Source organism: Acinetobacter genomosp. 33YU (assembly GCF_001990725.1).
Taxonomy (GTDB): Bacteria; Pseudomonadota; Gammaproteobacteria; order Pseudomonadales; family Moraxellaceae; genus Acinetobacter; species Acinetobacter seifertii.
In genome coordinates this window covers 32,383-56,232 of record NZ_LFZQ01000005.1, presented here as the reverse complement: position 1 = coordinate 56,232, position 23,850 = coordinate 32,383, and the positions used below count along the sequence as shown (strand labels likewise).

At 38.4% G+C, this 23,850-nt stretch carries 22 protein-coding genes; 8 read left to right on the top strand and 14 right to left on the bottom strand.

From position 1 onward, the window contains the following. Nucleotides 1–2: 2 nt before the first annotated feature. Genes AC056_RS04910 through AC056_RS04900 form a run of 3 tightly spaced genes read left to right on the top strand, consistent with a single transcriptional unit; the run spans nt 3 to nt 2,132 of the window. Nucleotides 3–599: an alpha-E domain-containing protein gene (locus tag AC056_RS04910; protein WP_077162899.1), complete on the top strand. Its 597-nt coding sequence runs from the start codon at nt 3–5 to the stop codon at nt 597–599. A 2-nt stretch (nt 600–601) separates the two neighbouring features. After that, a complete protein-coding gene (locus AC056_RS04905) occupies nt 602–1,381 on the top strand; it encodes a transglutaminase family protein (protein ID WP_004700822.1) in 780 nt (259 codons plus the stop codon). Nucleotides 1,382–1,397: 16 nt separating this feature from the next. Then, nucleotides 1,398–2,132, top strand: coding sequence for a proteasome-type protease (locus AC056_RS04900; protein WP_077162898.1), 735 nt, complete (start codon nt 1,398–1,400; stop codon nt 2,130–2,132). Nucleotides 2,133–2,188: 56 nt separating this feature from the next. Here AC056_RS04900 and alr read toward each other — a convergent pair whose 3' ends face one another. From alr to ppsA, 12 genes are all read right to left on the bottom strand, one after another. Then, nucleotides 2,189–3,259, bottom strand: a complete 1,071-nt coding sequence (gene alr, locus AC056_RS04895; RefSeq protein WP_077162897.1) for an alanine racemase — start codon at nt 3,257–3,259, stop codon at nt 2,189–2,191. A gap of 32 nt (nt 3,260–3,291) precedes the next feature. Beyond that, nucleotides 3,292–4,737 carry a replicative DNA helicase gene (dnaB, locus tag AC056_RS04890; protein WP_004700827.1) on the bottom strand — a complete coding sequence of 482 codons (1,446 nt, stop codon included), beginning with the start codon at nt 4,735–4,737 and terminating at the stop codon, nt 3,292–3,294. 201 nt (nt 4,738–4,938) lie between these two features. Continuing rightward, nucleotides 4,939–5,385 carry a 50S ribosomal protein L9 gene (gene rplI / locus AC056_RS04885; protein WP_004700828.1) on the bottom strand — a complete coding sequence of 149 codons (447 nt, stop codon included), beginning with the start codon at nt 5,383–5,385 and terminating at the stop codon, nt 4,939–4,941. A gap of 8 nt (nt 5,386–5,393) precedes the next feature. Beyond that, nucleotides 5,394–5,621, bottom strand: coding sequence for a 30S ribosomal protein S18 (gene rpsR / locus AC056_RS04880; RefSeq protein ID WP_000090661.1), 228 nt, complete (start codon nt 5,619–5,621; stop codon nt 5,394–5,396). Nucleotides 5,622–5,632: 11 nt separating this feature from the next. Then, complete coding sequence (gene rpsF, locus AC056_RS04875) at nt 5,633–6,016, bottom strand: 30S ribosomal protein S6 (RefSeq protein ID WP_004700831.1); 384 nt, start codon at nt 6,014–6,016, stop codon at nt 5,633–5,635. A 186-nt stretch (nt 6,017–6,202) separates the two neighbouring features. After that, complete coding sequence (cyoE, locus tag AC056_RS04870) at nt 6,203–7,081, bottom strand: heme o synthase (RefSeq protein WP_039251506.1); 879 nt, start codon at nt 7,079–7,081, stop codon at nt 6,203–6,205. A gap of 10 nt (nt 7,082–7,091) precedes the next feature. Then, the gene (locus AC056_RS04865; RefSeq protein ID WP_000094534.1) at nt 7,092–7,421 is read right to left on the bottom strand and encodes a cytochrome o ubiquinol oxidase subunit IV; all 330 of its coding nucleotides are present in this window, start codon (nt 7,419–7,421) and stop codon (nt 7,092–7,094) included. Next, a complete protein-coding gene (gene cyoC / locus AC056_RS04860; RefSeq protein ID WP_002049203.1) occupies nt 7,421–8,041 on the bottom strand; it encodes a cytochrome o ubiquinol oxidase subunit III in 621 nt (206 codons plus the stop codon). Before cyoC ends, AC056_RS04865 begins: the two co-directional genes overlap by 1 nt. 4 nt (nt 8,042–8,045) lie before the next feature. After that, nucleotides 8,046–10,037 (bottom strand): cytochrome o ubiquinol oxidase subunit I, encoded by a 1,992-nt coding sequence (gene cyoB / locus AC056_RS04855; RefSeq protein WP_019458343.1) that lies wholly within the window; start codon nt 10,035–10,037, stop codon nt 8,046–8,048. A gap of 3 nt (nt 10,038–10,040) precedes the next feature. Continuing rightward, nucleotides 10,041–11,093, bottom strand: a complete 1,053-nt coding sequence (gene cyoA / locus AC056_RS04850; RefSeq protein ID WP_004700839.1) for a ubiquinol oxidase subunit II — start codon at nt 11,091–11,093, stop codon at nt 10,041–10,043. A 316-nt stretch (nt 11,094–11,409) separates the two neighbouring features. Beyond that, nucleotides 11,410–12,165: an RDD family protein gene (locus tag AC056_RS04845; protein ID WP_019458342.1), complete on the bottom strand. Its 756-nt coding sequence runs from the start codon at nt 12,163–12,165 to the stop codon at nt 11,410–11,412. Nucleotides 12,166–12,229: 64 nt separating this feature from the next. Further along, a complete protein-coding gene (gene ppsA / locus AC056_RS04840) occupies nt 12,230–14,617 on the bottom strand; it encodes a phosphoenolpyruvate synthase (protein ID WP_171262120.1) in 2,388 nt (795 codons plus the stop codon). Between the two features lie 147 nt (nt 14,618–14,764). Between ppsA and AC056_RS04835 the strand changes: the two genes are divergently transcribed. The 5 genes from AC056_RS04835 (at nt 14,765) to pgaD (ending at nt 21,964) form a co-directional block, all read left to right on the top strand. Then, the gene (locus tag AC056_RS04835) at nt 14,765–15,601 is read left to right on the top strand and encodes a pyruvate, water dikinase regulatory protein (RefSeq protein ID WP_004700844.1); all 837 of its coding nucleotides are present in this window, start codon (nt 14,765–14,767) and stop codon (nt 15,599–15,601) included. Nucleotides 15,602–15,988: 387 nt separating this feature from the next. After that, complete coding sequence (gene pgaA / locus AC056_RS04830) at nt 15,989–18,427, top strand: poly-beta-1,6 N-acetyl-D-glucosamine export porin PgaA (RefSeq protein ID WP_077162895.1); 2,439 nt, start codon at nt 15,989–15,991, stop codon at nt 18,425–18,427. Beyond that, entirely contained in the window at nt 18,427–20,256 is a 1,830-nt protein-coding gene (gene pgaB, locus AC056_RS04825) for a poly-beta-1,6-N-acetyl-D-glucosamine N-deacetylase PgaB (protein WP_077162894.1), read from the top strand. Before pgaA ends, pgaB begins: the two co-directional genes overlap by 1 nt. Continuing rightward, the gene (gene pgaC, locus AC056_RS04820) at nt 20,256–21,503 is read left to right on the top strand and encodes a poly-beta-1,6-N-acetyl-D-glucosamine synthase (RefSeq protein WP_077162893.1); all 1,248 of its coding nucleotides are present in this window, start codon (nt 20,256–20,258) and stop codon (nt 21,501–21,503) included. The genes pgaB and pgaC overlap by 1 nt, the downstream gene beginning before the upstream one ends. Then, complete coding sequence (gene pgaD / locus AC056_RS04815; RefSeq protein WP_077162892.1) at nt 21,500–21,964, top strand: poly-beta-1,6-N-acetyl-D-glucosamine biosynthesis protein PgaD; 465 nt, start codon at nt 21,500–21,502, stop codon at nt 21,962–21,964. The genes pgaC and pgaD overlap by 4 nt, the downstream gene beginning before the upstream one ends. A 40-nt stretch (nt 21,965–22,004) precedes the next feature. On the opposite strand, the gene AC056_RS04810 is transcribed toward pgaD, so the two are convergent. Then, nucleotides 22,005–22,568, bottom strand: coding sequence for a flavoprotein (locus AC056_RS04810; RefSeq protein WP_077162891.1), 564 nt, complete (start codon nt 22,566–22,568; stop codon nt 22,005–22,007). A gap of 148 nt (nt 22,569–22,716) precedes the next feature. Further along, nucleotides 22,717–23,721 carry an LLM class flavin-dependent oxidoreductase gene (locus AC056_RS04805; protein WP_077162890.1) on the bottom strand — a complete coding sequence of 335 codons (1,005 nt, stop codon included), beginning with the start codon at nt 23,719–23,721 and terminating at the stop codon, nt 22,717–22,719. Between the last annotated feature and the right edge of the window lie 129 nt (nt 23,722–23,850).

Below are 23,850 nucleotides of genomic sequence, written 5' to 3'. Positions count from 1 at the left end.
TTATGGTTTTACTCAATTCGAGTGCACACCACATTTATTGGTTGGGCCGTTATTTAATGCGGATTAAATTTGCTGTATCACACTTGCCATTTACAAATGATGAAAAAGCAAGTCAATTTGCATCAGCATTTGGGTTGGTTATTGAGCAAGCGGAATTACTGAATTGCTATATGTTAGATACTCAACAAACATATTCATTACTGAACCAGTTCGCTATTGCCAAAGATAATATCCATGAATTAAGAGGAATATTATCTTCTAGTGCGTATGCGGAATTGAATCATGCGATTAAGTCTATTCAAGCTAACCCTGATTCATTAAATCAAGCTTTGGATAAATGTAATCAAATACTTAGTGCTGAACATGAGGATATTGCCCTTTTTCTGCAATTGGGCCAAAAGATTGAACAATTCGATATACAACTACGTTTTCAACAAGACATTACAGTGCTTTTACAAGATTTGGAAAAATTACTCAAACGACTTAATGACTTAGGGTGGGATAAATTAAATGAAGTGTGGACATTGTTGAAAGATCATCCAAATTGGGAGGGTTACTATAATTTCACACAGCAGTTGGAATATATGTTCGAGGCATAATTATGAAACTGATGATCAATCATCAAACGCATTATCACTATACTGAAACTGCTAAAAACAGTATTCAGTATATTAAAATGATGCCTCAAACATCATTACATCAGCATGTCTTGAATTGGGCAATCAGTGTACCTGGAGATAAAACTCTCAAAAGGGATATCTTTAATAATATTTGGTTAACGGCTACTCAGCGCTATGAGTATCAGCATTTAACTTTTATGGCGCAAGGGATTGTCGAGCTTCTTAATACAGAAATAGGTGGAGTAGATGTATCTATACCTATGAGCCTATTTCTTCAAAATACGGAAGCCACAAAATATGATTCCGAAATGTTGGATTTTGCTCGGAGAATTGTAACGGTAAAAGATCGAAAACATATTGCTTTACTCAGTGAAAATATTTTGCAAAAGATGCCTTATCAACCAGATAGTACCTCTGTTCATACGATTGCTACAGAAGGTTTTCATGCAGGACAGGGGGTATGCCAAGATCATGCACATGTTTTAATTGCTATGTGTCGTGCGTTACAATTACCAGCACGTTATGTTTCTGGTTATTTATTTGATCAAAATTCCCCGCACCTTGCCAGTCACGCTTGGGCGGAGGTATTTTTAGATAATCAGTGGTATTGTTTTGATGTAAGCAATCAATTGTTTACACCAATGCATCATATTTATCTTGCGGTTGGTCGAGACTATCTTGATGTTGCGCCGATTAGAGGTGTGAGAGAAAAAGGTGGAGTCGAAAATATGATGTCTGTGGTTCAAGTGTTGGCCTGTTGAATGTGAAGAGAGCGAAATGACCTATTGTTGTGCACTGAGATTAGAGCAGGGTTTGGTGTTTATAAGTGATACTCGAACTAATGCAGGGGTCGATCATATTTCTGTGTTTCGTAAACTTCATACTTTTGGTGTGACGGGTGAGCGATTTATTGCTTTGCAAACAGCAGGTAATTTAGCAACAACACAAGCGGTTATCGGGCATTTGCAAAATGCCCTTACTTTGCAACAAGAGCCTAATCTATATAGCATTAACACAATGTTTGAAGTGGCTGATCTAGTTGGTAAAACTTTAAAAAATGTTTTAGAGGATATTAGCTCGGATACTCAAGAACAAATGAATTACGCCTGTAGTATTTTAGTGGGTGGGCAAATTAAAGGCGGCGATATGCAGCTTTATAATGTTTATCCACAAGGTAATTTTATTTGTGCAACGACAGATACGCCTTACTTTCAAATTGGTGAAAGTAAATACGGTAAGCCTATTTTAGATCGTGCTTTATATTATGCTATGCCGTTGGATGATGCGCTACGCTGTAGCTTAATCTCGTTTGACTCGACGTTGCGTTCTAATGTTTCGGTAGGTTTACCTTTAGATGCGCTAGTCTATACTAAAGATAGTTTTGCAATCCCTATGGGGAAGCGAATTAGTGAAGATGATCCTTATTTTTCACAAATAAGTCATCAGTGGTCGGATACTTTACGCCGTGGACTGCAAGAAATGCCAAAACCTACCGATGATTATTGGCGTTAAAAATGACTTTAAATAAAAAATCCAAGCAGAGCTTGGATTTTTTATTGATAAAATTATTAAGTGCTTTGGCGGACTGGTCGAGTACTTAAGCGACAAAGTAATTCATAACCAATTGTGCCATTTGCATCAGCAACATCATCAACTAAACGATGTTTACCCCAAAGTTCAACTTGAGTACCGAGTTTTACTTGGGTATTTGTAACATCAATTACAATCATATCCATACTAACTCGCCCTACAACTGGGCAAAGTTTGCCATCAACAGCGACAAAATTTTGCTTAATGTAAGCTCGTGGATAACCATCACCATAACCAATAGAAACTATTGCGATATCCATACACTTTTGAGCGCAAAAAGTAGAACCATAACCAACATGTTCACCAGCTTGAATATGATTTAACGCGATAACTTCTGCTGTGAAAGACATGACTGGTTTTAAATCAAGTTCATATACGGTTTTATCTGCAAAAGGTGAAGCACCGTAGAGCATGATACCAGGACGTACGTAGTCGAAATTTAGTTCTGGCCATTTAAAAATAGCAGCTGAATTACAACAAGAGGCTAAAACTGGATCACAAGCTTGTTTTACGTGCAAAAATTGTTGTTTTTGCTGCTCGTTAAGTGGGTGGTCTACATCTGCATTGGCAAAATGCATCGTAAGTACACAAGTAAATCCTTCAGATTTTAAAGTTTTAATAACTTCAATAATTTCAGGATTTTTAAAACCTAAGCGGTTCATACCGCTATTCAGCTTAACCCATACTTTTAGACCTTGGGCGATATAGGCTTGTTTATATTTAATTAACCACTCAAACTGTTGTTGATGGTGAATTATACATTCAAATTTTTCTTTAATCGCAATAGGCATTTCATCTTCAGAAAACACCCCTTCAATTAAAGTTACAGGTTGCTTAAATCCGAGTTGTCGAATTTCTAAGCCTTCTTGTAAGCAGGCGACACCAAAGGCATCTGAGGCATTTAAGGCTGCTAAACAGTCTTTGACTCCATGTCCGTAAGCATTGGCTTTGACCATACTTACGATTTTTGAATTTGTTGCGAGTTGTTTGACACGGTTTAAATTATATTGAAGCGCTTGGCGATCAATATAAACTGTTGCTTGACGCACCCTCATTTACTCCTTTGGGCTAGAGATAGAGTTTATTCTTCATCATCATATTGGCTGTAATACTCAGGAGAGAGATTACTAAAACGAGTGTATTGACCTTCAAAGGCAAGACGCACCGTACCAATAGGTCCGTTACGTTGTTTACCAATAATAATTTCTGCGGTGCCTGCTTCTTTAGATTCTTTGTTGTAGACTTCATCACGATAAATAAACATGATTAAGTCGGCATCCTGCTCAATCGCACCCGATTCACGTAAGTCAGACATTACTGGGCGCTTATTTGGTCGGTTTTCCAGACTTCGGTTAAGCTGAGAAAGTGCGATAACAGGACATTGCATCTCTTTCGCTAATGCTTTTAAGCTACGTGAAATTTCCGAGATCTCGCCTACACGGTTATCACCCATACCTGGAACTTTCATAAGCTGTAAATAGTCGACCATGATGCAGCCGATTTTGCCATCATGCATTTTGGCAACGCGCCGAGCACGAGCACGGAGTTCAGTTGGGGGTAGGGCTGATGAGTCATCAATATACAAATGCATTTGTTGAAGTTGCAGAATAGTGCCTGTAACTTTAGTCCATTCATCGGCATCTAAGTTACCTGAACGCAAATGCCCTTGATGAACTTTACCCATTGCCGAAATTAGACGCATTGCAATTGAGTCTGCTGGCATCTCCATAGAAAATACCAGAGCGGGGAGTTGGTTATATTGTAAAACACTTTCAACCAAGTTCATTGCAAAGGTAGTTTTACCCATAGATGGACGTGCAGCGACAATAATTAAATCTCCAGGTTGCATACCAGAAGTTTTATTATCAAGTTCTAAGAAGCCTGTGGTTAAGCCTGTAATATTGCCATCGAGTTTTGAGAGCTCGTCAAGTTTGCTAATCACGTCAGCAGTTACAGAGCTAATCGCTTTAGGGCCAGAATCTTTCTTATTGTTATTATGCTGTTCTGCTAAAGAGAAAATACTGGTTTCAGCCAAATCTAAAATTTCACTCACACCTCGACCTTTTGTGTCATAAGCATTCTGTAAAATTTCAGTACTGACTTTAATCATGCTACGTAGGGTGGAAAATTCTTTAATTTTGGTCGCATAAGTTTCAAGGTTATAGAAACTCGAAGGCGAGTCAGCCATAAGCTGCATCAAATATTCTTCACCACCGATTGCACTAAGTAAATTTTGTTTTAAAAGCCAGTCATTCACTAAGACCGCATCGTACGGTGAATTTTCCTGTGCCAATTTTTCAATCGCGCGATAAATATATTTATGGCGAGTGGCATAAAAATCATTTTCTTTGAGTAGATCGCTGACTTGCTCAAAAGATTCAGCAACAGTCATCAGCGCAGCAAGCACAGCTTGCTCGATGGCTAAATTGTGTGGGGGAGTGCGAAACTCTTTAAGTTGGCCTGATTCACTCGTCTTATTTTCTGTTGGAGATGAAAGCGTTAAAGAAGTGGCATTCGCCTGAGACATAATTAGACCTGATGATAAAATGTGTACACAAAAAAGGGTTTTAAGCCGAGAACTATCTTAAAACAAAAATAAATAAACTACCTAATTAAAAAACCAATTAAACTGAAGAACTGATCAGGAATTAATATATCTAATTTTATTGCATAAATTTAAGAGATAAAAAAAGAGCATGCGTGAGCATGCTCTTTTTTTGATGAGAAATTACTCAGATACGATAGTAACGAGAACTTCTGCAACAACATCATGATGCAATTGGATTGCGATGTTGAATTCACCAGTGTGACGAAGCGCACCATTAGGTAAACGAACTTCTGCACGGTCAACTGTAAGACCAGCATTCGTTAATGCGTCAGCGATGTCACGAGTACCGATAGAACCGAAGAGTTTACCTTCGTCACCAGCTTTAGCAGTGATAACGATGTTAACTTCGTTCAATTGTTCAGCACGTGCTTGAGCAGCAGCTAAAATTTCAGCTTCTTGCTTCTCAAGTTCAGCACGACGAGCTTCAAAAGCAGCAGTGTTAGCTTCAGTAGCTGCAACTGCTTTACCTTGAGGGATAAGGAAGTTACGGCCGTAACCAGCTTTAACTGATACTTTATCGCCTAATTTACCAAGGTTCTTAATGCGTTGTAATAAGATAACGTCCACAGATCACCTCACTTATGGTTGTCAGTGTACGGAATCAAAGACAAATAGCGAGCTTGTTTGATAGCAAGTGCTAATTGACGTTGATAACGAGCTTTAGTACCAGTGATACGGCTAGGAACAATCTTGCCGTTTTCAGTGATGTACTGTTTTAAAGTGTCGATATCTTTGTAGTCGATGTACGCAACATTCTCAGCTGTAAAGCGGCAGAACTTGCGACGACGGTAAAAACGTGCCATTGATGTTCTCCTTATTCAGCTTCTTGAGCAACTTGCTGTGCTTCTTCACGTTGAGCTTTACGCGCACGCTTTTCTTCAGCACTCTTAGCAAGCAATGACTCTTCAGTGATTGCGTGTTCACGACGGATGATAAGGTTACGAATGATTGCGTCGTTATAACGGAATAATTCTTCTAACTCATCAAGCGTAGCTTGACCACATTCAACATTCATAAGAATGTAGTGCGCTTTGTGAATTTTGTTAATTGGGTAAGCCAATTGGCGACGGCCCCAATCTTCTAAACGGTGAATTTGACCTTCAGCTTCTTTGATCTGAGAGATATAGCGTTCAACCATACCTACAACTTGATCGCTTTGGTCTGGGTGTACCAAAAGTACGATTTCGTAATGACGCATTGTCAGCTCCTTACGGTTTAAACAGCCCCTAAAAAATTAGAAGCAAGGAGTCATAGCTAAAATATAATATAAATAGCTACGTCGCATAAAATGCGAAGGCTGAATTATAGGTAAAAATTAGACTAAAAACAAATCTTTTGATAAGAAATATGAAAACTTGTTTTAGAGGAGGAAATCCTCCCTTAATTAAAAGAGAGGAAGATTTGGAGCGGGGGATTGATAGGTAAAGCTAAAACTTAAACTTAACAAAGTAATTAAGATTACTGAGTAAAGAAAAAAGCGCTTGGCCCAAAGTTGGTCGTTTTCGGCTTTAAATCCAATAATTGATAAGTAGAACCAATATGCGGTCAACGCATTAAAGGTAATTAAAAAGAATATATTGGTATAGCCAAAACAATATAACCCATTCAAAACAGCTGCAAATAACAGGATATATATTACACATTCAATTTTCGTGCGATAAATTGAACGCGCTACAGGCAAAATTGGAATTCCTGCATTTTTGTAATCATCAAAACGATAAATTGCAATTGCCCAAGAGTGGGGCATTTGCCATAAACCATATGCTAAAAACAAAAGCAGGGCTGCCACATCAAATTGATGAGTTACTGCTGTATAACCAATAACAGGAGGGCTCGCTCCGGAGATACTACCAATAACGGTTTGATGGATTGAGGTACGTTTAGTCCACAAGCTATAAAAACCGACATAGACAACAAAACCAATGACTGCAAATAAAAATGCGTAACCGTTTACACCAAACCATAAAATGCTAAAACCAATTAATCCAAGTACAAATGCATATACAAGTGCAACAGTAGGAGAGATGGTTTTTTTAACAAGTGCACGGTTTTGTGTGCGCTGCATCTTTATATCAATATCTTGATCTATAACATTATTAACAACACAGCCAGAAGCAACAACTAACGTTGTTCCAATAAGGGTGAGTAATAATAATAAGATGTCTATAGAGCCTTGGGCGGCTAAGAAGAAGCCGCCCAAGGTGGTAATGAAATTACCGAAGAGAATTCCTGGTTTAGTCAGGAATAGATACTTTCTCAACATGACAATCAGTTTAGATCATCATATTGTAGTGAAGATAATTCATAATCCACACAGAACCAATTAAAAGTACAGCGATACATAGAATTGTGTAGATAAATGCAATCATATTCCAACGTTGTTCAGATGATGTATTCATGTGTAAGAAGTACACAAGTTGTACAAGAACCTGAGCAACAGCAGTAATAGCAATTACTGTAACTAAAAGACCGCGGCTAAAACCACCTGCCATCACCATCCCGAATGGGATGATGGTAAGAATAACAGATAGAATAAAACCTACAGTGTATTGCTTAAAGTTACCGTGTGACGCACCAGCAGCATTATGCTCATGACTACTCATTAGAGAACTCCCAGTAAGTAAACGACGCTGAATACACAGATCCAAACGATGTCAAGGAAGTGCCAGAACAAGCTTAAACAAGCAAGACGACGTGTATTCGGTAAAGTCAAACCTTTAGTCTTGATTTGATACATCAATACTAACATCCACACTAAACCAGAAGTTACGTGGATACCGTGCGTACCAACCAAGGTAAAGAAAGACGACAAGAATGCACTATGAGTTGGACCGTGACCTTCTTCAACAAGGTGATGGAATTCATAGAGCTCCATACCGATGAAGGTTGCACCAAAAAGGAATGTAATAAATAACCAAGTGATCACTTGATTTACATTCTTTTTATAAGATGCAAGTACAGCAAAACCAAATGTTACCGATGAAATCAATAAGGCAAATGTTTCAGTTAACACATAGCCTAATGAATTATGGAACAGGTCATATGCACTTGGAGTCCCTGCTGGAACATGACTGCTTAATACAGCGAACGCAATGAAGAGTGATCCGAAAAGAATCAAGTCACTCATCAAGTATGTCCAGAAACCAAAGACCGTTAAATCTGTATCATCATGTTCATGATGACCATCGTGGCCATGGTTGTCGTGATGAAGTACTTCAGCCATTTCCTTAGTCCTTCTTCAAGTGTTTTTCAAGTAAAGCATAGCGTTCGTTTTCAATACGCTCAACTTCAGCAGCTGGAACATAGTAATCAACATTCTTAGTGAATGAGCTTACGATCAAGCTAACAACAGCAGAAACGAATGAAACAACAACGAGCCACCAAACATGCCAAATAAGTGCAAAGCCAAGAAGTGTAATGAACATTGCAATGACAAAACCAGCAGCACGATCAGTCGGCATGTGGATGTCTTCATATTTAGTGTTACGTGCGTATGCTACACCATTTTCTTTGTCAGTCCAGAAACGGTCAACACCGCTTGCATCTGGTTCATGCGCAAAGTTATAGAATGGAGCTGGAGAAGAGGTTGCCCACTCAAGCGTACGAGCATCCCATGGATCGCCTGTAAGGTCCATGTTGTCTTTGCGTTGTAAGAAACCAACAATGATTTGCATTAAGAAACATGCAATACCAATAGCAACAAGAACAGCACCAAATAATGCAATCGCAAGGTATGGGTCCCACTCTGGGTTGTCATATGTATTCAAACGACGAGTCATACCCATGAAACCAAGGATATAAAGTGGCATGAATGCAAAATAGAAACCAAAGAACCAGAACCAGAACGCAGCTTTACCCCATGCTTCATTGAGCTTCCAACCAAACATTTTCGGCCAGTAGTAAATGATGCCGGCAAACATACCAAACACCACACCACCGATAATTACGTTATGGAAGTGAGCGATCAAGAATAATGAGTTGTGTACTAAGAAGTCAGCAGGTGGAACAGCCATAAGTACACCAGTTAAACCACCGATACCGAATGTTACAAGGAAGCCAAGCGTCCATAACATTGGAGTAGTAAAGGTGATGCGACCTTTATACATAGTGAATAACCAAGAGAAGATTTTCACACCAGTAGGAATCGCAATAACCATGGTCATGATACCGAAGAACGCGTTAACGTTCGCACCAGCACCCATGGTGAAGAAGTGGTGAAGCCATACAACGAACGCAAGAACAGTAATCGCGATAGTTGCATACACCATAGACTTGTAACCGAACAACGCTTTACGAGAGAAGGTTGCAACGATTTCTGAGTATAGACCAAATGCTGGTAATACCAAGATATATACTTCAGGGTGACCCCATGTCCAGATCAAGTTCACATAAAGCATTGGGCTACCGCCAAGCTCATTTGTGAAGAAATGGAAGCCGAAGTAACGGTCTAGAGTAAGCATTGCAAGTGTACCTGTTAATACAGGGAATGATGCAATGATTAATACAGCCGTACAAAGTGAAGTCCACGTAAAAATAGGCATGTCCATCAATTTCATGCCAGGTGCACGCATTTTAATGATGGTAACGAAGAAGTTAACACCAGATAAAAGCGTACCTAGACCAGAAACCTGAAGTGCCCAGATATAGTAGTCAACACCTACACCAGGAGAATATTGGATGCCAGATAAAGGAGGGTAAGCCATCCAACCAGTCGCAGCAAATTCACCTAATACAAGTGAAAGCATCATTAAACCAGCAGCACCAGCGAATAACCAGAAGCTTAAAGAGTTTAATAATGGGAAAGCAACGTCACGAGCACCAATCTGTAGTGGTACAGAGATGTTCATCATACCTACAACGAGACCCATTGCTACGAAGAAGATCATGATTACACCGTGTGCGGTGAAGATCTGGTCGTAATGGTCAGGATGTAAGTAACCTTCGCCGCCGCCTTTAGCGAGGAAAAGTTGTAAACGCATCATGATTGCATCGGCGAAACCACGCAGAAGCATGACAACAGATACGATGATATACATGATACCAATTTTTTTATGGTCTACAGTAATAAACCACTCATTCCACAAATATCCCCATTTTTTGAAATAGGTGATACCGCCAAGCACTGCAATTGCACCAATTGCCATAAGGACCATGGTGACAAGTACGATTGGCTCTGTCGGGATAGAGTCCCAACCCAGTTTACCAAAAATCATATCCATGTCTTATTCCCCTTGAGCAGCGTGTTCAGCTGCAGCATGAGTGTCAGCTGTTGCATGTTCAGCAGAGTGGTCAACACCATGATAGTTACTCATATAATGGTTGATAACTGTTTCAAACAGTTTTGGTTCAACTGAAGAGTAATAAGTCACAGGGTGCGGCTTAGTCGGGAACGGTTTCATCGCTTCTGCTTTAGCAAGTGCTTCTTGATCACCAGCAGCTTTAGCACGATTTACTAAATGCTCGATTTGGTGCTTAGAACGGTCGCCATCACGTAAGGTTGCCAATTCAGCTTGGTCAAGCGTAGCTTTTTGAACTGCTTCTGGATTAATAGTTGAACCCTTACCAGCTTTAACAGCTGCTACCCATTCATTGAATTGTTGCTCTGTAACGCTATGCGCTTTGAAACGCATTTGAGAGAAACCATAGCCTGAGTAGTTAGAAGAGAAACCACGATATACACCAGTTTCATTTGCTAACAAATGAAGGTGAGTTTGCATACCTGCCATTGCGTAAATCTGACCGCCTAACTGTGGAATGAAGAATGAGTTCATTGTGAAGTTAGAAGTGATTTTGAAGCTTAACGGAGTTTTTTCTGGGAAACGTACTTCGTTAACAGTCGCAATGTTTTGTTCAGGATAAATAAAGATCCACTTGAACTGTTCAGCAATAACTTGAATAGTTAAAGGTGCTTTATCTGATTCTAAAGGACGGTATGGGTCATACTTGTGGGAACCCCACCAAGTTAACCAAGCTAAAATACCAATAATAATGACAGGGATACCCCATACTACAACTTCAATTGCAGTTGAGTGTGCCCATGTAGGTTTATAGTCTGCATCTTTATTTGACGCACGATATTTCCAACCAAACCATAATGCCATGATGATTGAAGGAATCACCACAAGTAACATTAAATAGATCGCAGTCATCATAAGGTCACTTTGACCTTGACCAACTGGACCTTTAGAGTTTAGAAGTACCATATCACCACCACACCCAGTCAAAAGTGCGGCAAGCGTTGATAAAGACAATACAGCTAAAATCGTTTGTCTCATTTTACAACCTCGGTGAAGAGTCCCATTCCCTAATTAAATATGGGATAGCGATTAAAGTGTCGCATGATTGAGAATGCTAGTCTTAAAAATTTAGACTTCTCAATGATGCGACACCGCTACGTTGTAGGGCATTATGCCTCATATCGACAAACTAAGCTACACATAAAGCAGCTTGAAATAATTGTTTTAAAACCCGATTTTTTTTGTAGGGTATCGAATCTTGATAGAGCTTTTATTTAAATATCAATTCTCTATAGAAAAAAGGAGGTGGGGTTCCTCCTTTTTTTTAGACTTTAAATGAATGAGTCATTCACACTCATTTGATCACTTTTGTTCTTGCAATTTTGTCATGTAGAGCCTGTCGTTTTTGGCCTAATGCAAAAGCATAGTCAATAATTGTGCTAATAGGCATAAACAGTAAGTTCAATATAATGAAAACGATACTTCTGAGTAAGAAGACACGCGTTAAATTAACTTTACCATTAGTTTCAGCATCTACAATCTTAATTCCGACAATTTTCTTACCTATACTTTGACCAAATTTGGTTAAAAGAAAAGCTTGGATAGCGAGCATGATGACGACATAAACTAACATAGTATGCCATGCTTCAATCGGAATAAGCGTAAAAAGCTGTTGTTGAAGTTCCGCTGCTTTAGTTGAGGCAACTTCTGCAGATTGCATCTGTTTTTGTAACTCAAAAAGTTGTTTATATTGAGCTTCGTTAAAGAAGAAAGAAGGAATGGCTGCAATAGGTAACCAAAGTAATAAGTCAATAATTTTTGCAAGAGCACGAGATGAAATTGAAGCAAGTTCATGTGCTTTAGTTTCTACACGGATGTGCTGAATTGTCTCATTATGAGTCGTATTTGTATTTGCTGAAAAAGCAGAATAACCCGTAGGTTGATATACAAGTTTACCTTGGGTTAATTCTCCTAAAGCTTTCCACTCTGTCATGCCTTCATGCCAAGCTAAATCAGTGAGTAAAACCTGTTGGCTTGCCAACATCTGATTTAGTTGTTCTAAAGTATAAGGCCCAGCTTGTTGATTATTACGTGCCAAGTAAATTTGCATAAGTAAAAATTCTCTATTCTAAAGATGAAAAAAGACCCACGGATGGGTCTTTTTCTATAACAAATTAGATTTGCTTGATTTTTTCTTCAGCAAGGAAGAACCATGTATCTAAAACTGAGTCAGGGTTAAGAGACACTGACTCAATACCTTGTTCCATTAACCATTTTGCAAGGTCAGGGTGATCAGATGGTCCTTGACCACAGATACCCACATATTTGCCCGCTTTACGACAAGCATGAATTGCCATAGAAAGAAGTGCTTTAACAGCAGCATCACGTTCGTCAAATAAGTGAGAAACAATACCTGAGTCACGGTCTAGACCAAGTGTTAATTGAGTCAAGTCGTTAGAACCGATAGAGAAACCATCAAAGTGTTCAAGGAATTGTTCAGCTAACAATGCGTTAGTTGGTAATTCACACATCATGATTACTTTTAAGCCGTTCTCACCACGTTTCAAGCCATTTTGAGCAAGTAGCTCAATTACACGTTTTGCTTCAGATACTGTACGCACGAATGGAATCATGATTTGGATATTGGTTAGACCCATTTCATCACGAACTTTTTTAAGTGCACGGCATTCGAGTTCAAAACAGTCACGGAAGTTATCTGAAACATAACGGCTTGCACCACGGAAGCCAAGCATTGGGTTTTCTTCTTCCGGTTCGTATAACTTACCACCAATAAGGTTTGCGTACTCATTTGACTTAAAGTCAGACATACGAACGATTACTGGTTTGTCAGCAAACGCTGCAGCAAGTGTTGCAATACCTTCAACTAGTTTTTCAACATAGAATTCTACAGGTGATGCATAGCCAGCTGTACGTGTCATTACAGCAGCACGAGTTTCACGAGGTAAGCTTTCAATATTAAGAAGCGCTTTAGGGTGAACACCGATCATGCGGTTAATAATGAACTCTAAACGAGCAAGACCAATACCTTCGTTTGGAATTTGAGCAAAGTCAAAAGCACGGTCAGGGTTACCTACGTTCATCATGATTTTGAATGAAAGTTTAGGCATAGACTCAACAGAGTTGCGTTGAACTTCAAAATCTAATGCACCTTCGTAGATGAAACCAGTGTCACCCTCAGCGCAAGAAACGGTAACTTCTTGGCCATCAGTCAATACTTCAGTTGCGTTACCACAACCTACAATTGCCGGGACACCAAGTTCACGAGCAATAATTGCCGCGTGACACGTACGACCACCACGATTAGTGATAATCGCGGCAGCACGTTTCATTACTGGTTCCCAATCTGGATCAGTCATGTCAGATACAAGTACGTCACCGTCTTGTACTTTGTCCATTTCTTTAATTGAGCTAACAATACGAACTTTACCAGAACCGATACGTTGACCAATTGAACGACCTTCACAAAGAACAGTACCTCTTTGTTTAAGTAGGTAGCGCTCCATTGTGCCGACATTTTGACGGCTCTTAACGGTTTCAGGACGAGCTTGGACAATATAGATTTGACCATCGTCACCATCTTTTGCCCATTCAATATCCATTGGTGCACCGTAGTGCTGCTCAATAATAAGCGCTTGTTTTGCTAATTCTTGTAATTCGTGATCATTTAATGCGAATTGTTGACGCTCTTGTTTTTCAACATCAACAACAACAACTGATTTGCCAGCTGAACCTTCTTCACCATAAATCATTTTTTGGTGCTTAGAGCCTAAGTTACGGCGTAATACCGCATGTTTGCCAGCATTTAATAATGGTTTAGATAGGTAAAATTCGTCAGGGTTAACTGCACCTTGTACAACCATTTCACCTAAGCCATAAGATGCAGTAATGAATACAACATCACGGAAACCAGACTCAGTATCGAGTGTAAACATTACGCCCGCAGCGCCAGTTTCAGAACGAACCATACGCTGAACGCCCGCAGATAATGCGACAACATCATGATCGAAGCCTTGGTGTACACGGTAAGAAATAGCACGGTCATTATATAAAGAAGCGAATACTTCTTTAATGGCGATAAGTACGTTATCAATCCCACGAATATTCAAGAAAGTTTCTTGTTGACCTGCGAAAGATGCATCTGGTAAATCTTCAGCAGTTGCAGATGAACGAACGGCAACCGCGATATCAGGGTTGCCGTTAGAGAGTTCTGTAAAAGCGGCGCGAATTTCTTCTTCTAAGGTTGCAGTGAGTGGAGTCTCTACAATCCATTGACGAATTTTAGCGCCTGTTTCTGCAAGTGCATTTACATCATCGACGTTAAGTTGAGCAAGTTCTGCTTGAATTCGAGCGTTAAGACCGCTTTGGTCTAAGAACTCACGATAGGCCTCAGCAGTTGTTGCAAAACCACCAGGTACCGATACACCAGCATTTGATAAATGGCTGATCATTTCACCCAAAGATGAGTTTTTCCCACCTACGAGTTCGACATCGTGTTTCCCTAATTTTTCTAGACCGATTACGCGCGCTTCCAAAGTTTTCACTCCACTTTTGCAGTATTAATGTCTATCTTGGCATGAAATTAAAAAAATAAAGTGCTTAGTTGAGAATTTTACTAAGCGACAGTCATGTAAGATCAGTTTACTATAAAGATTATATAGCACTAAGACAAATGTTTAAGGAGAATTTTAATGTCAGAAAGTAAACAGTATAAGCGGAGTGTTTTTTTTATTTCTGATGGAACTGCAATTACTGCCGAGACTCTTGGACATTCGTTATTAGCACAATTCCCTAATGTAGATTTTGACATTCACATCATGCCTTATATCACAACTGAAGAGGCAGCAATGGCTATTGTGGTTGAGATTAATAAATGTCAAACCCGTGATGGATGCTTACCATTAGTATTTGATACTTTAGTTGATCCGCATGTACGTGAAATTATTAATACTGCAAAAGCGGTTAATTTAGATGTATTTGAAGGACTAATCAGTAAACTTGAGCAGGAGCTTGGAACGCCGCCAACGACACTGGTTGGGCAAACACATGCAGTTACTGATTCTGAGTATTATAAAGCACGTATTGATGCAGTGCATTTCGCACTTGATAACGACGATGGGGCGCGTACCCGTCATTACGATAAAGCAGATTTGATTTTAATTGGTGTGTCTCGCTCAGGTAAGACCCCAACTTCTATTTATCTTTCACTACAGTTTGGTATTCGGGTAGCTAACTATCCTTTGACAGAAGAAGATTTGGACGATAACCGTCTACCAGCAGTATTAAGAGAGCATCGTAGCAAACTGTTTGGTTTAATGATTGATGCAGAACGGTTGGTTGCTATTCGAAGCGAACGCAAAGCAAATAGTCGATATGCAAGTTTTAGTCAGTGTCAAATGGAATTAAGAGCGATTGAAGGTATTTATATTTCAGAAGGTATTAAATATTTAAATGTCACTGAAATGTCAATTGAAGAAATCTCTACTCGTATTTTACAAATGACTGGTTTAAAACGACGTATCGGTTAGTTAAATCAACTGCTTATTTTAGCCATTCAATTTAAATAATTTAAAGTTAATTAAATTGAATGGTTTTAAATTTATATACATATTAAAAATAAAAGTTTTAAATATAAAACGCCAAGTTAATGAATCGTTTCTGATTAGTTATCAGCGAGTAAACTCTTACACTACAGTTTGTGAGTTAAAATAAGCTTTTTGAAAAGAAATGTATATAAACTAATAATCTATGTTTTTATAAATATTTGTTTTTAGTTGTTTTTTTAAAATACAAACACTTTTTTTATTCATAATTTACATTTGTCGTAAATATCATGCGCATTTTGATTATTGTGATGAATTTCACATTTTTAACTATAATTTCCCATCTCGATATGGGACTATCCGATTATCAAAATGCTAAAAAAATGTGTTTTTTCATTGGTATATCTCTTGCCAATTCAATTGTACGCCGCTCCAGTGGATGTCTTGCGTGAGCAGGCTATTCAAGATTATAGAGCAGGGCAAACTCAACACGCTGTTTATCAGCTAGATCAATTGTTAAAACAGTACCCACATGATCAAAAATTGTTGGCTGATTATTTAATTGTTATGTCTAATGAAAAAAAGGATCTGACTAAACTTAAAGATTTATTGGTAAATATTAATTATGTGAATTTTCCGGAATATGCAAAGCTACCTTTAATTCAAAATTTTCGAGATTTTAAACATTTTAAAATAGCGATTGAATGGGCAAATAAGCTTAATATTCAAAAAACCATTGATGGGTGCATTTTATTATCTGTTTTATATGCTGAATCGCAAGATACAGTGAATGCTAAGACTCTGTTATCTAAAATCAATATTAAAAATTTAAATGCTGATCAATTGGTACGTATTGCATATGCTTACCGTCTAATTAATTTGCCTGTAGATGCTTTAGCTACAATTGAGCATGCTTATCAGCAACAAGCTAAGTCTTCATCCATTTTACAAGAGTATGTCTATGACTTGATTGCTATAGGTGCATATAAAAAAGCTCAGCAATTACTCCAAACAAGCGAAAAAAATCAGCAAACTGTGCAATTACAGCAAACTTTACAAGTCAGTGAATTTTCTCAGCAAGTCAATAATGCAATTACCCGCTATAAATATTTAAATCGCCAAGGCTTATCAGATACAGAAAGTTTTACTGAATTAGATAGCGTGCTAGAACAGGGGCAAAAGCTGCAACAGCAAATAAAGCCAGAAGGTCCTAACTATTTAAGGTTTCACTACGATTATTTATATGCATTAGATTTTAGAGGGCGAGCAAAAGCGGTTTTAGATAATTTTACTCAATTAAATATTCCGCTTGAGAAATTACCTGCATATGTACGTCATGCAATTGCTGATAGTTATTTGGCTGAGCAAAAACCGAAGCAAGCTGAACTTGCTTATAAGACACTTTTAACCGAAAAAAATTATCCGGATATGATCGTCTATAGCGGGTTGTATTATTCTTATATTGAACAAGAAAAATATAAGGAAGCGGAACAGCTTTTGGCAAAAGTTGATCATCTTATTCCGACCTATAAATATAGTCAGGCAAAGGGTGTAGATAAAACGAGCCATCCTGACCGAGACGATTATATTGTTTTAAAAGGAATGCATTTAGCTTATGCAAATCATTTAGAACAAGCTGAAAAACACTTTGAAAAAACAGTAGAGCAGGCACCTGCAAATGAGAGTTTGATTAATAACCTTGCCCGCGTAGAGCGCTGGAGAGAAAAGCCTTTAGAAGCAAAAAAAACAATTTCTCGTTTAAATGGTATAGACCCGATTGCTAAAGATACTCGCATTAATGAAATGCAAAATGCTCAGGCTTTAGGTGATATCCAGACATGGCGTAAAACAACGCAAAACTTAGTGCAGTTTTATCCTGAAGATAGTGGCGTTATTAAAAGCCGCAAAGAGTTGGATGATCGTAATAGAGCTACGATTTCACATTCAACGACTTGGGGCCAAAGTAAAGCTAATAATAGCGATTCTGTAAGTGGACAAAACGGTTTAAAAGACCGTGAGATGGAAACTCGCCTTAATAGCCCGTGGATAAAAGATAATTATCGTTTATTCGCTTGGCATCAAGATCGTTATGGCGAATACAATTTTGGCGACGTGCATAACCAGCGCTATGGTGTTGGGGCCGAATGGCAAGCCAATCGTAAGGCGTTATCTGCGATCTTGTCGCAAAGTACAGATGGCGGACAAGCTGGTGTTCGTCTTGATTGGTCACAGTGGCTAAATGATCACTGGCAGTATCAATTGCAATATAACAGTCAGGCTGACATTCCTCTACAAGCGATTGATGCAGGAGAAGATGGTCAATCTTACCGAGCTGTGTTGACGTGGCAAAAGGATGAATCTCGTCAAATTGGCGCAAGTTACGGTTTGACTGATATTAGTGATGGCAATAAACAACAAGAATTTTCAACTTTTTGGCGTGAAAGACTATTTGCAGCGCCGCATCACATTACTTATGGCACTGTCCGTGGTTTTTTCGGCAGTAATAGCCAAGATCAAACTGCTTATTTTAGCCCAAGTTCGCATTACAGCGCAGAGTTGAACTTAAGTCATGACTGGGTGACTTGGCGTGAATATGAGCGTTCATTTAAACAGCATTTCGAGGCTGGGGTGGGCTTTTATAAACAAGCCGATTATTCCACTAAACCAACCTATTCTTTGCAGTATCAACATCAATGGCAGCTATCACGGACATGGCAACTCAATTATGGAATTGGCTGGCAATACCATTCTTACGATGGACATGCTGAACAGCATGCCTATGGTATTTTCGGATTTGAAGGGCGTTTTTAATGAATAATTTATTTTCGAAAATGTTGGGCTGTGCTTTGGCCTCGACATTGTTACCTCTGCAATTTGCATATGCCCAAATAGAAAAAGATTTACCAAAAAATCGCACAGTTTCTTTAACTTTTCATGACGTTAGAGATGATGTTTTAAAAGAGGGAGATCGGGATATTTATGCAATTCAAACTAAAAATTTAGCGCAGTTTTTTGACTGGCTCAGTCAATCTGACTGGAAGCCAATACGATTAAAAGATATTGAAGAGGCTCGTAAGCAAGGCAAAGAGCTACCTCATAATGCTATTTTGTTAACCTTTGATGATGGTGCTTTAAGTAGCTACAGTCGTATATTTCCACTGCTTAAGCAATATCAGATTCCGGCAGTTTTTGCACTCCCAACCAGTTGGCTAAATGGTAATACAAAAGCTGGCTATGAAGCCTATGGACAAGGGAACTTGGTCAATTGGAAGCAAGTACGAGAGATGCAGGCCTCTGGTTTGGCAGAGTTTGCAAGCCATAGTGATGATTTGCATCATGGTGTGCTTGCTAACCCTCAAGGGAATGAACAACCCGCAGCAACTTCTTATATGTATTTAAAATCGCAGGCGCGTTATGAAACCGACACGGAATATCAACAACGTATTTTGAATGATTTAAAAAAATCTCATGATGTCTTAAAAAAAGAATTGGGTGTAGAGCCGAAAGCGATTGTATGGCCGTATGGTGCGGTAAATCAGCAGTTAGAGAAGCTGGCTCAACAAGCAGGTTTCACTTTTTCTTTTAGTCTTGGACGTGATGGGGTAAATCAGATTAATGATCTGACCTTTAAACGTAGTCTTATGGTCGACAACTCTACAGCTGAACAGTTGACTGAGACGTTACTTAATATTTTGAATTCGGCCGAGAAAGATTTATATAAGCTGCCAAAACATTTTGTAAGTATGGATTTAAAGCAATTAGCTGCTTCAACCAATAGTCAGTCAGATGAAAAATTAGGGTTATTGTTATCAAAACTTTATAGCTTAAAAAACAATACGCTGATATTGAAGCCTTTAGATGACCAAGATGGAGATGGGCAATATGACGTTGCTTATTTCCCAACAGCTCAAATGCCAGTTAAGCAAGATATTTTGAACCGTAGTTTATGGCAGGCGCAAACTCGTGCAGGTCAGTCGGTTATTTTAGAACTACCTATTTATCCTCAAAAAAATAAACCGTTTTTGGTTGCTGATTTAGCTAAAGATATTGCGCGATTTAATAGCAATTTAAGTGGTATTCAACTTAATGCCGGAACTGCTTTAAATTGTGCAATGCAAAATACAACGATAAATGAAAGCAACTGTGTTGAACAAGTGAAGCAATTGTCACAACTGAGTCAACTGACTCAAAAAGCTGCAAAACCTTATTTGAATATGAGTAATCAGGCCCAGTTTAGTTTGTTGCTGACACCAGACTTAGAGCATATTGAGCAGTTACCGGCGCTTTTAAAATCACTCTTAACCCAGAATGATTTAGTGAACCTAAAATTTAATATGGTAGACAAGCAAAAACAATTTAAACAAGCCTTAGAGCTTTTAAACACGCTTGATGCGAAATACAAGCAAAGAATTATGCTGACATTAACATTGCCAGAAAATGACCAGAAAAATGCTTGGCAAGAAGTGAAACAAGGTCTTTTTGATATTCAACGTATAGGTATTCAGAAATTTGGTGTTGATGGCTATAGCCCTAAGAACTCAAAAAATGTTCATGAGTATTTATATAACCCAATGAGCTTGAATTCGAGTTCGGTGATGTATCAGCCCTTTGCAGGTCTAGCGAATGAGGGGAAAAAGTAATGAGAGTATTACTTGATATTCTATTTGCTTTTGCCTTTTTATACCCGCTACTTATGGCGTGGACATGGATGGTAGGGGGGCTCTGGTTTTTCTTTAAACGGGAATACCATGAACAGCAATTACCTGAGCCTTCAAATGAAGGATGCACTATTATTATTCCTTGCTTTAATGAAGAAGCTCAAGTGCGGCAAACCATTCGTTATGCCTTGCAAACAAAATATCCAAATTTTGAAGTGATTGCTGTAAATGATGGTAGTAGTGACAGAACAGCAAAGATTCTTGATGAGTTAGCAACACAAGATAATCGTCTGAGAGTTGTACACTTAGCAGAAAACCAAGGTAAGGCAGTGGCTTTAAGATCGGGAGTGTTAGTAAGCAAATACGAATATTTAGTTTGTATTGATGGAGATGCTTTATTACATCCTCATGCCGTACTTTGGCTTATGCAGCCATTTCTAAAATTTCCACGTATTGGGGCTGTCACTGGTAACCCAAGAATTTTAAATCGCTCAAGTATTTTAGGAAAATTACAGGTTGGGGAGTTCTCTTCAATTATTGGATTAATTAAGCGAGCACAGCGCACGTATGGACGTATTTTTACAGTATCAGGAGTAATTGTAGCATTTAGAAAAACAGCCCTAGCTCGTGTCGGTTTTTGGTCTGACGACAAAATTACCGAAGATATTGATATCTCTTGGAAGCTTCAAATGGACCATTGGGATATTCAATATATTCCTCAAGCACTTTGTTATATCTACATGCCTGAAACTTTTAAAGGCCTTTGGAAACAACGATTGCGTTGGGCACAAGGTGGGGTAGAAGTCTTATTGGAATATATTCCAAAAATGTTCAAAGTTCGCTTGCGCCGTATGTGGCCAGTCATGCTTGAAGCTTTAGTCAGTATTGTTTGGTCATATGTGATGATCTTTATTTTCTTACTTTTCTTGATTGGTCTATTTATTGAATTGCCTCAGCAGTGGCAGATCAATTCTCTAATGCCACAGTGGTATGGCGTGATATTGGGTGGAACATGTCTCATCCAATTTTTAGTCAGTTTATGGATCGATCATCGTTATGACCGTGGGCGTCTTTTTAGAAATTACTTTTGGGTAATTTGGTATCCGTTGTTTTTCTGGTTACTAACGTTATTTACCAGCGTGGTTGCGGTACCTAAAACTATATTTAACACAAAAAAACGTGCCCGCTGGGTTAGTCCCGATCGAGGCTTCCGTGGAGATAATTCATGAAAAATGAAGAAAATACTGACGTAGAAGTTTTAGACATACCTGAATATATTGATCAGCCTGAATATGTAAAAAATAAGACCGCGAACTATACTTTGCAAACAATAGGTTGGTTTTGTTTAATGTGGCTGCTTTTTCCACTGGTTTCTTTATTTTTGTGGTTTTTTGAAGGACATCTTATTTATGACTATGTGTGGGTAGATCATATTTCGGAAGTCAAAACTTTACTGCATTTACTTCTTTTAATTTGCTTAAGTGCTTTGGTTCTAATTTTATGGGCAAGTTATAACTGGCTTAGATTTCATGGTGGTGATCGACGTAGTAAAGCGCCAAATAGTTCTGATGATTTATTGGCTTTTAAATTTACAGTAAGTACAGCGTCATTATCAGAATTGCAAAAAGCTCAACGTGTCATTCTGCATTATGATGAGCATGGGCATTTGCAAAAATATGATTTGAACTGAATGAAAAAAGCATGGTATTTCAACCATGCTTTTTTTATTTTCAAGAAGTTGTTCTAATAATGACATCAATGGTTTGCTGAGAGCCATCCATACTGTATATAGCCGTTTGAGTAACTTTCACAATTGGCCAAGTCTGTAATTTACAATTTGGTCTCTGTAGAGCTGCATAATAGTTATCAGATTTAAAAAATGTTTTATGGGCTTTTGCAGTATTAGGAGTCAAAAGACGCTTCAGCCATGTTTCATTTACTTGGGTTTCCAAAAAACGTAGAGCTAAGATACTTTTTACACGATTGTTAAATAGCCTCCTGTTTTTAGCAATAAGTGGATGGGTAATGAGACGATGTATACCAATTTGACTATGGGGTAAAATAAAGTGTGGTGTGATTTGAAATACAGTTACAAATTTTGCTTGTTGGCAGATTTTATCTAAGTGTGTGACAGTTTCCTGATCCGTTCCAATAATCGCTACATTTAAATTAGAAAAATCATATGCTTTGATTGTATTTGATAAAAGAACTTGACCATTAAAAGCGTCAAAATCCTGAACTGAATTTTGAAAAGTAGCTGATTTTGCAACACTATTTTTAAGTTGAATACTCATTTTTCCAAAAGTCCTTTTGGTTTTCATTTATGATGATTTTTTATCGTTTTAATATAAATAACCAAGCAAGGTAGCTGGGTAAAGTATTTTCAGATGGGTGGTTATCTCAGGCTTGGAACTGAGCCAAGCATGAGACTTTGTGTAGATATTAATGACTTGATTTTAATTGCATTAATTGAGTAAAGCTGTCTAAACGTTTATTTGTATCATAGACGTCACAAGTAAAAATAAACTCATCGACTTCATATGTAGCCAAAAGCTTTTCTAAACCTGAACGTACTGTTTCAGCAGAACCGATTTGTGCCATCTGATAGAAATTTTCAACTGAAAGTTGTTCTGCTGTGTTCCATAGTCCTTGCATTGAATTAACTGGTGGCTTGAGTTTTAAGCTTTCACCACGAATTAATCCTAAGACACGTTGATATGCGCTTGTTGCTAGGAACTGAGCTTCTTCATCTGTATTGGCAACTACAACAGGTACGCCCATTGAAACATAAGGCTTGTCCAAATATTCAGAAGGTTCGAAGTTTTCACGATAAAGTTCAATCGCTTGACCAAGCATGCGTGGCGCAAAATGCGATGCAAATGAATAGGGTAATCCTAGCTTCGCAGCCAATTGAGCGCTGAATAAGCTTGAACCCAATAACCAGACAGGCACATGAGTATTTTGTCCAGGAGTGGCAATAATTCTTTGGCCGGGTTGAGGCGCTTTAAAATATTGCAAAATTTCAACAACGTCTCTAGGAAACTGATCTTCCGTTTCCTGATGTCCGCGACGTAAGGCACGCATAGTGACCTGATCTGTACCTGGAGCACGACCTAAACCTAGCTCAATACGATTTGGATATAAGGTTGCTAATGTACCGAATTGTTCTGCAACCACTAACGGTGCATGGTTTGGTAGCATGATACCACCTGAACCTAAACGAATGTGCTGGGTATGAGCCGCGATAAAGCCAAGTAAAACAGCAGTTGCTGAACTCGCAATTCCATCCATATTATGATGTTCTGCAAGCCAAAAACGGTCATAACCTAATTTTTCTGCATGTTGGGCGAGCTCTAATGCATGACGTAATGAAAATTCGATTGTTTTATCATCACGTATAGGAGCAAGCTCCAAAATTGAAAATTTGGTGTCTTGAAGTGATCGCATGCGATATTCTCAAAAAACGTTATATCGAAATAATACGATATAAATGAGGTGATGTATATCGATTTTTTTCGATATAAATTTCACTCACAAATAAAAAAGCACCGCTAGGGTGCTTTTTGATGTCTGTAT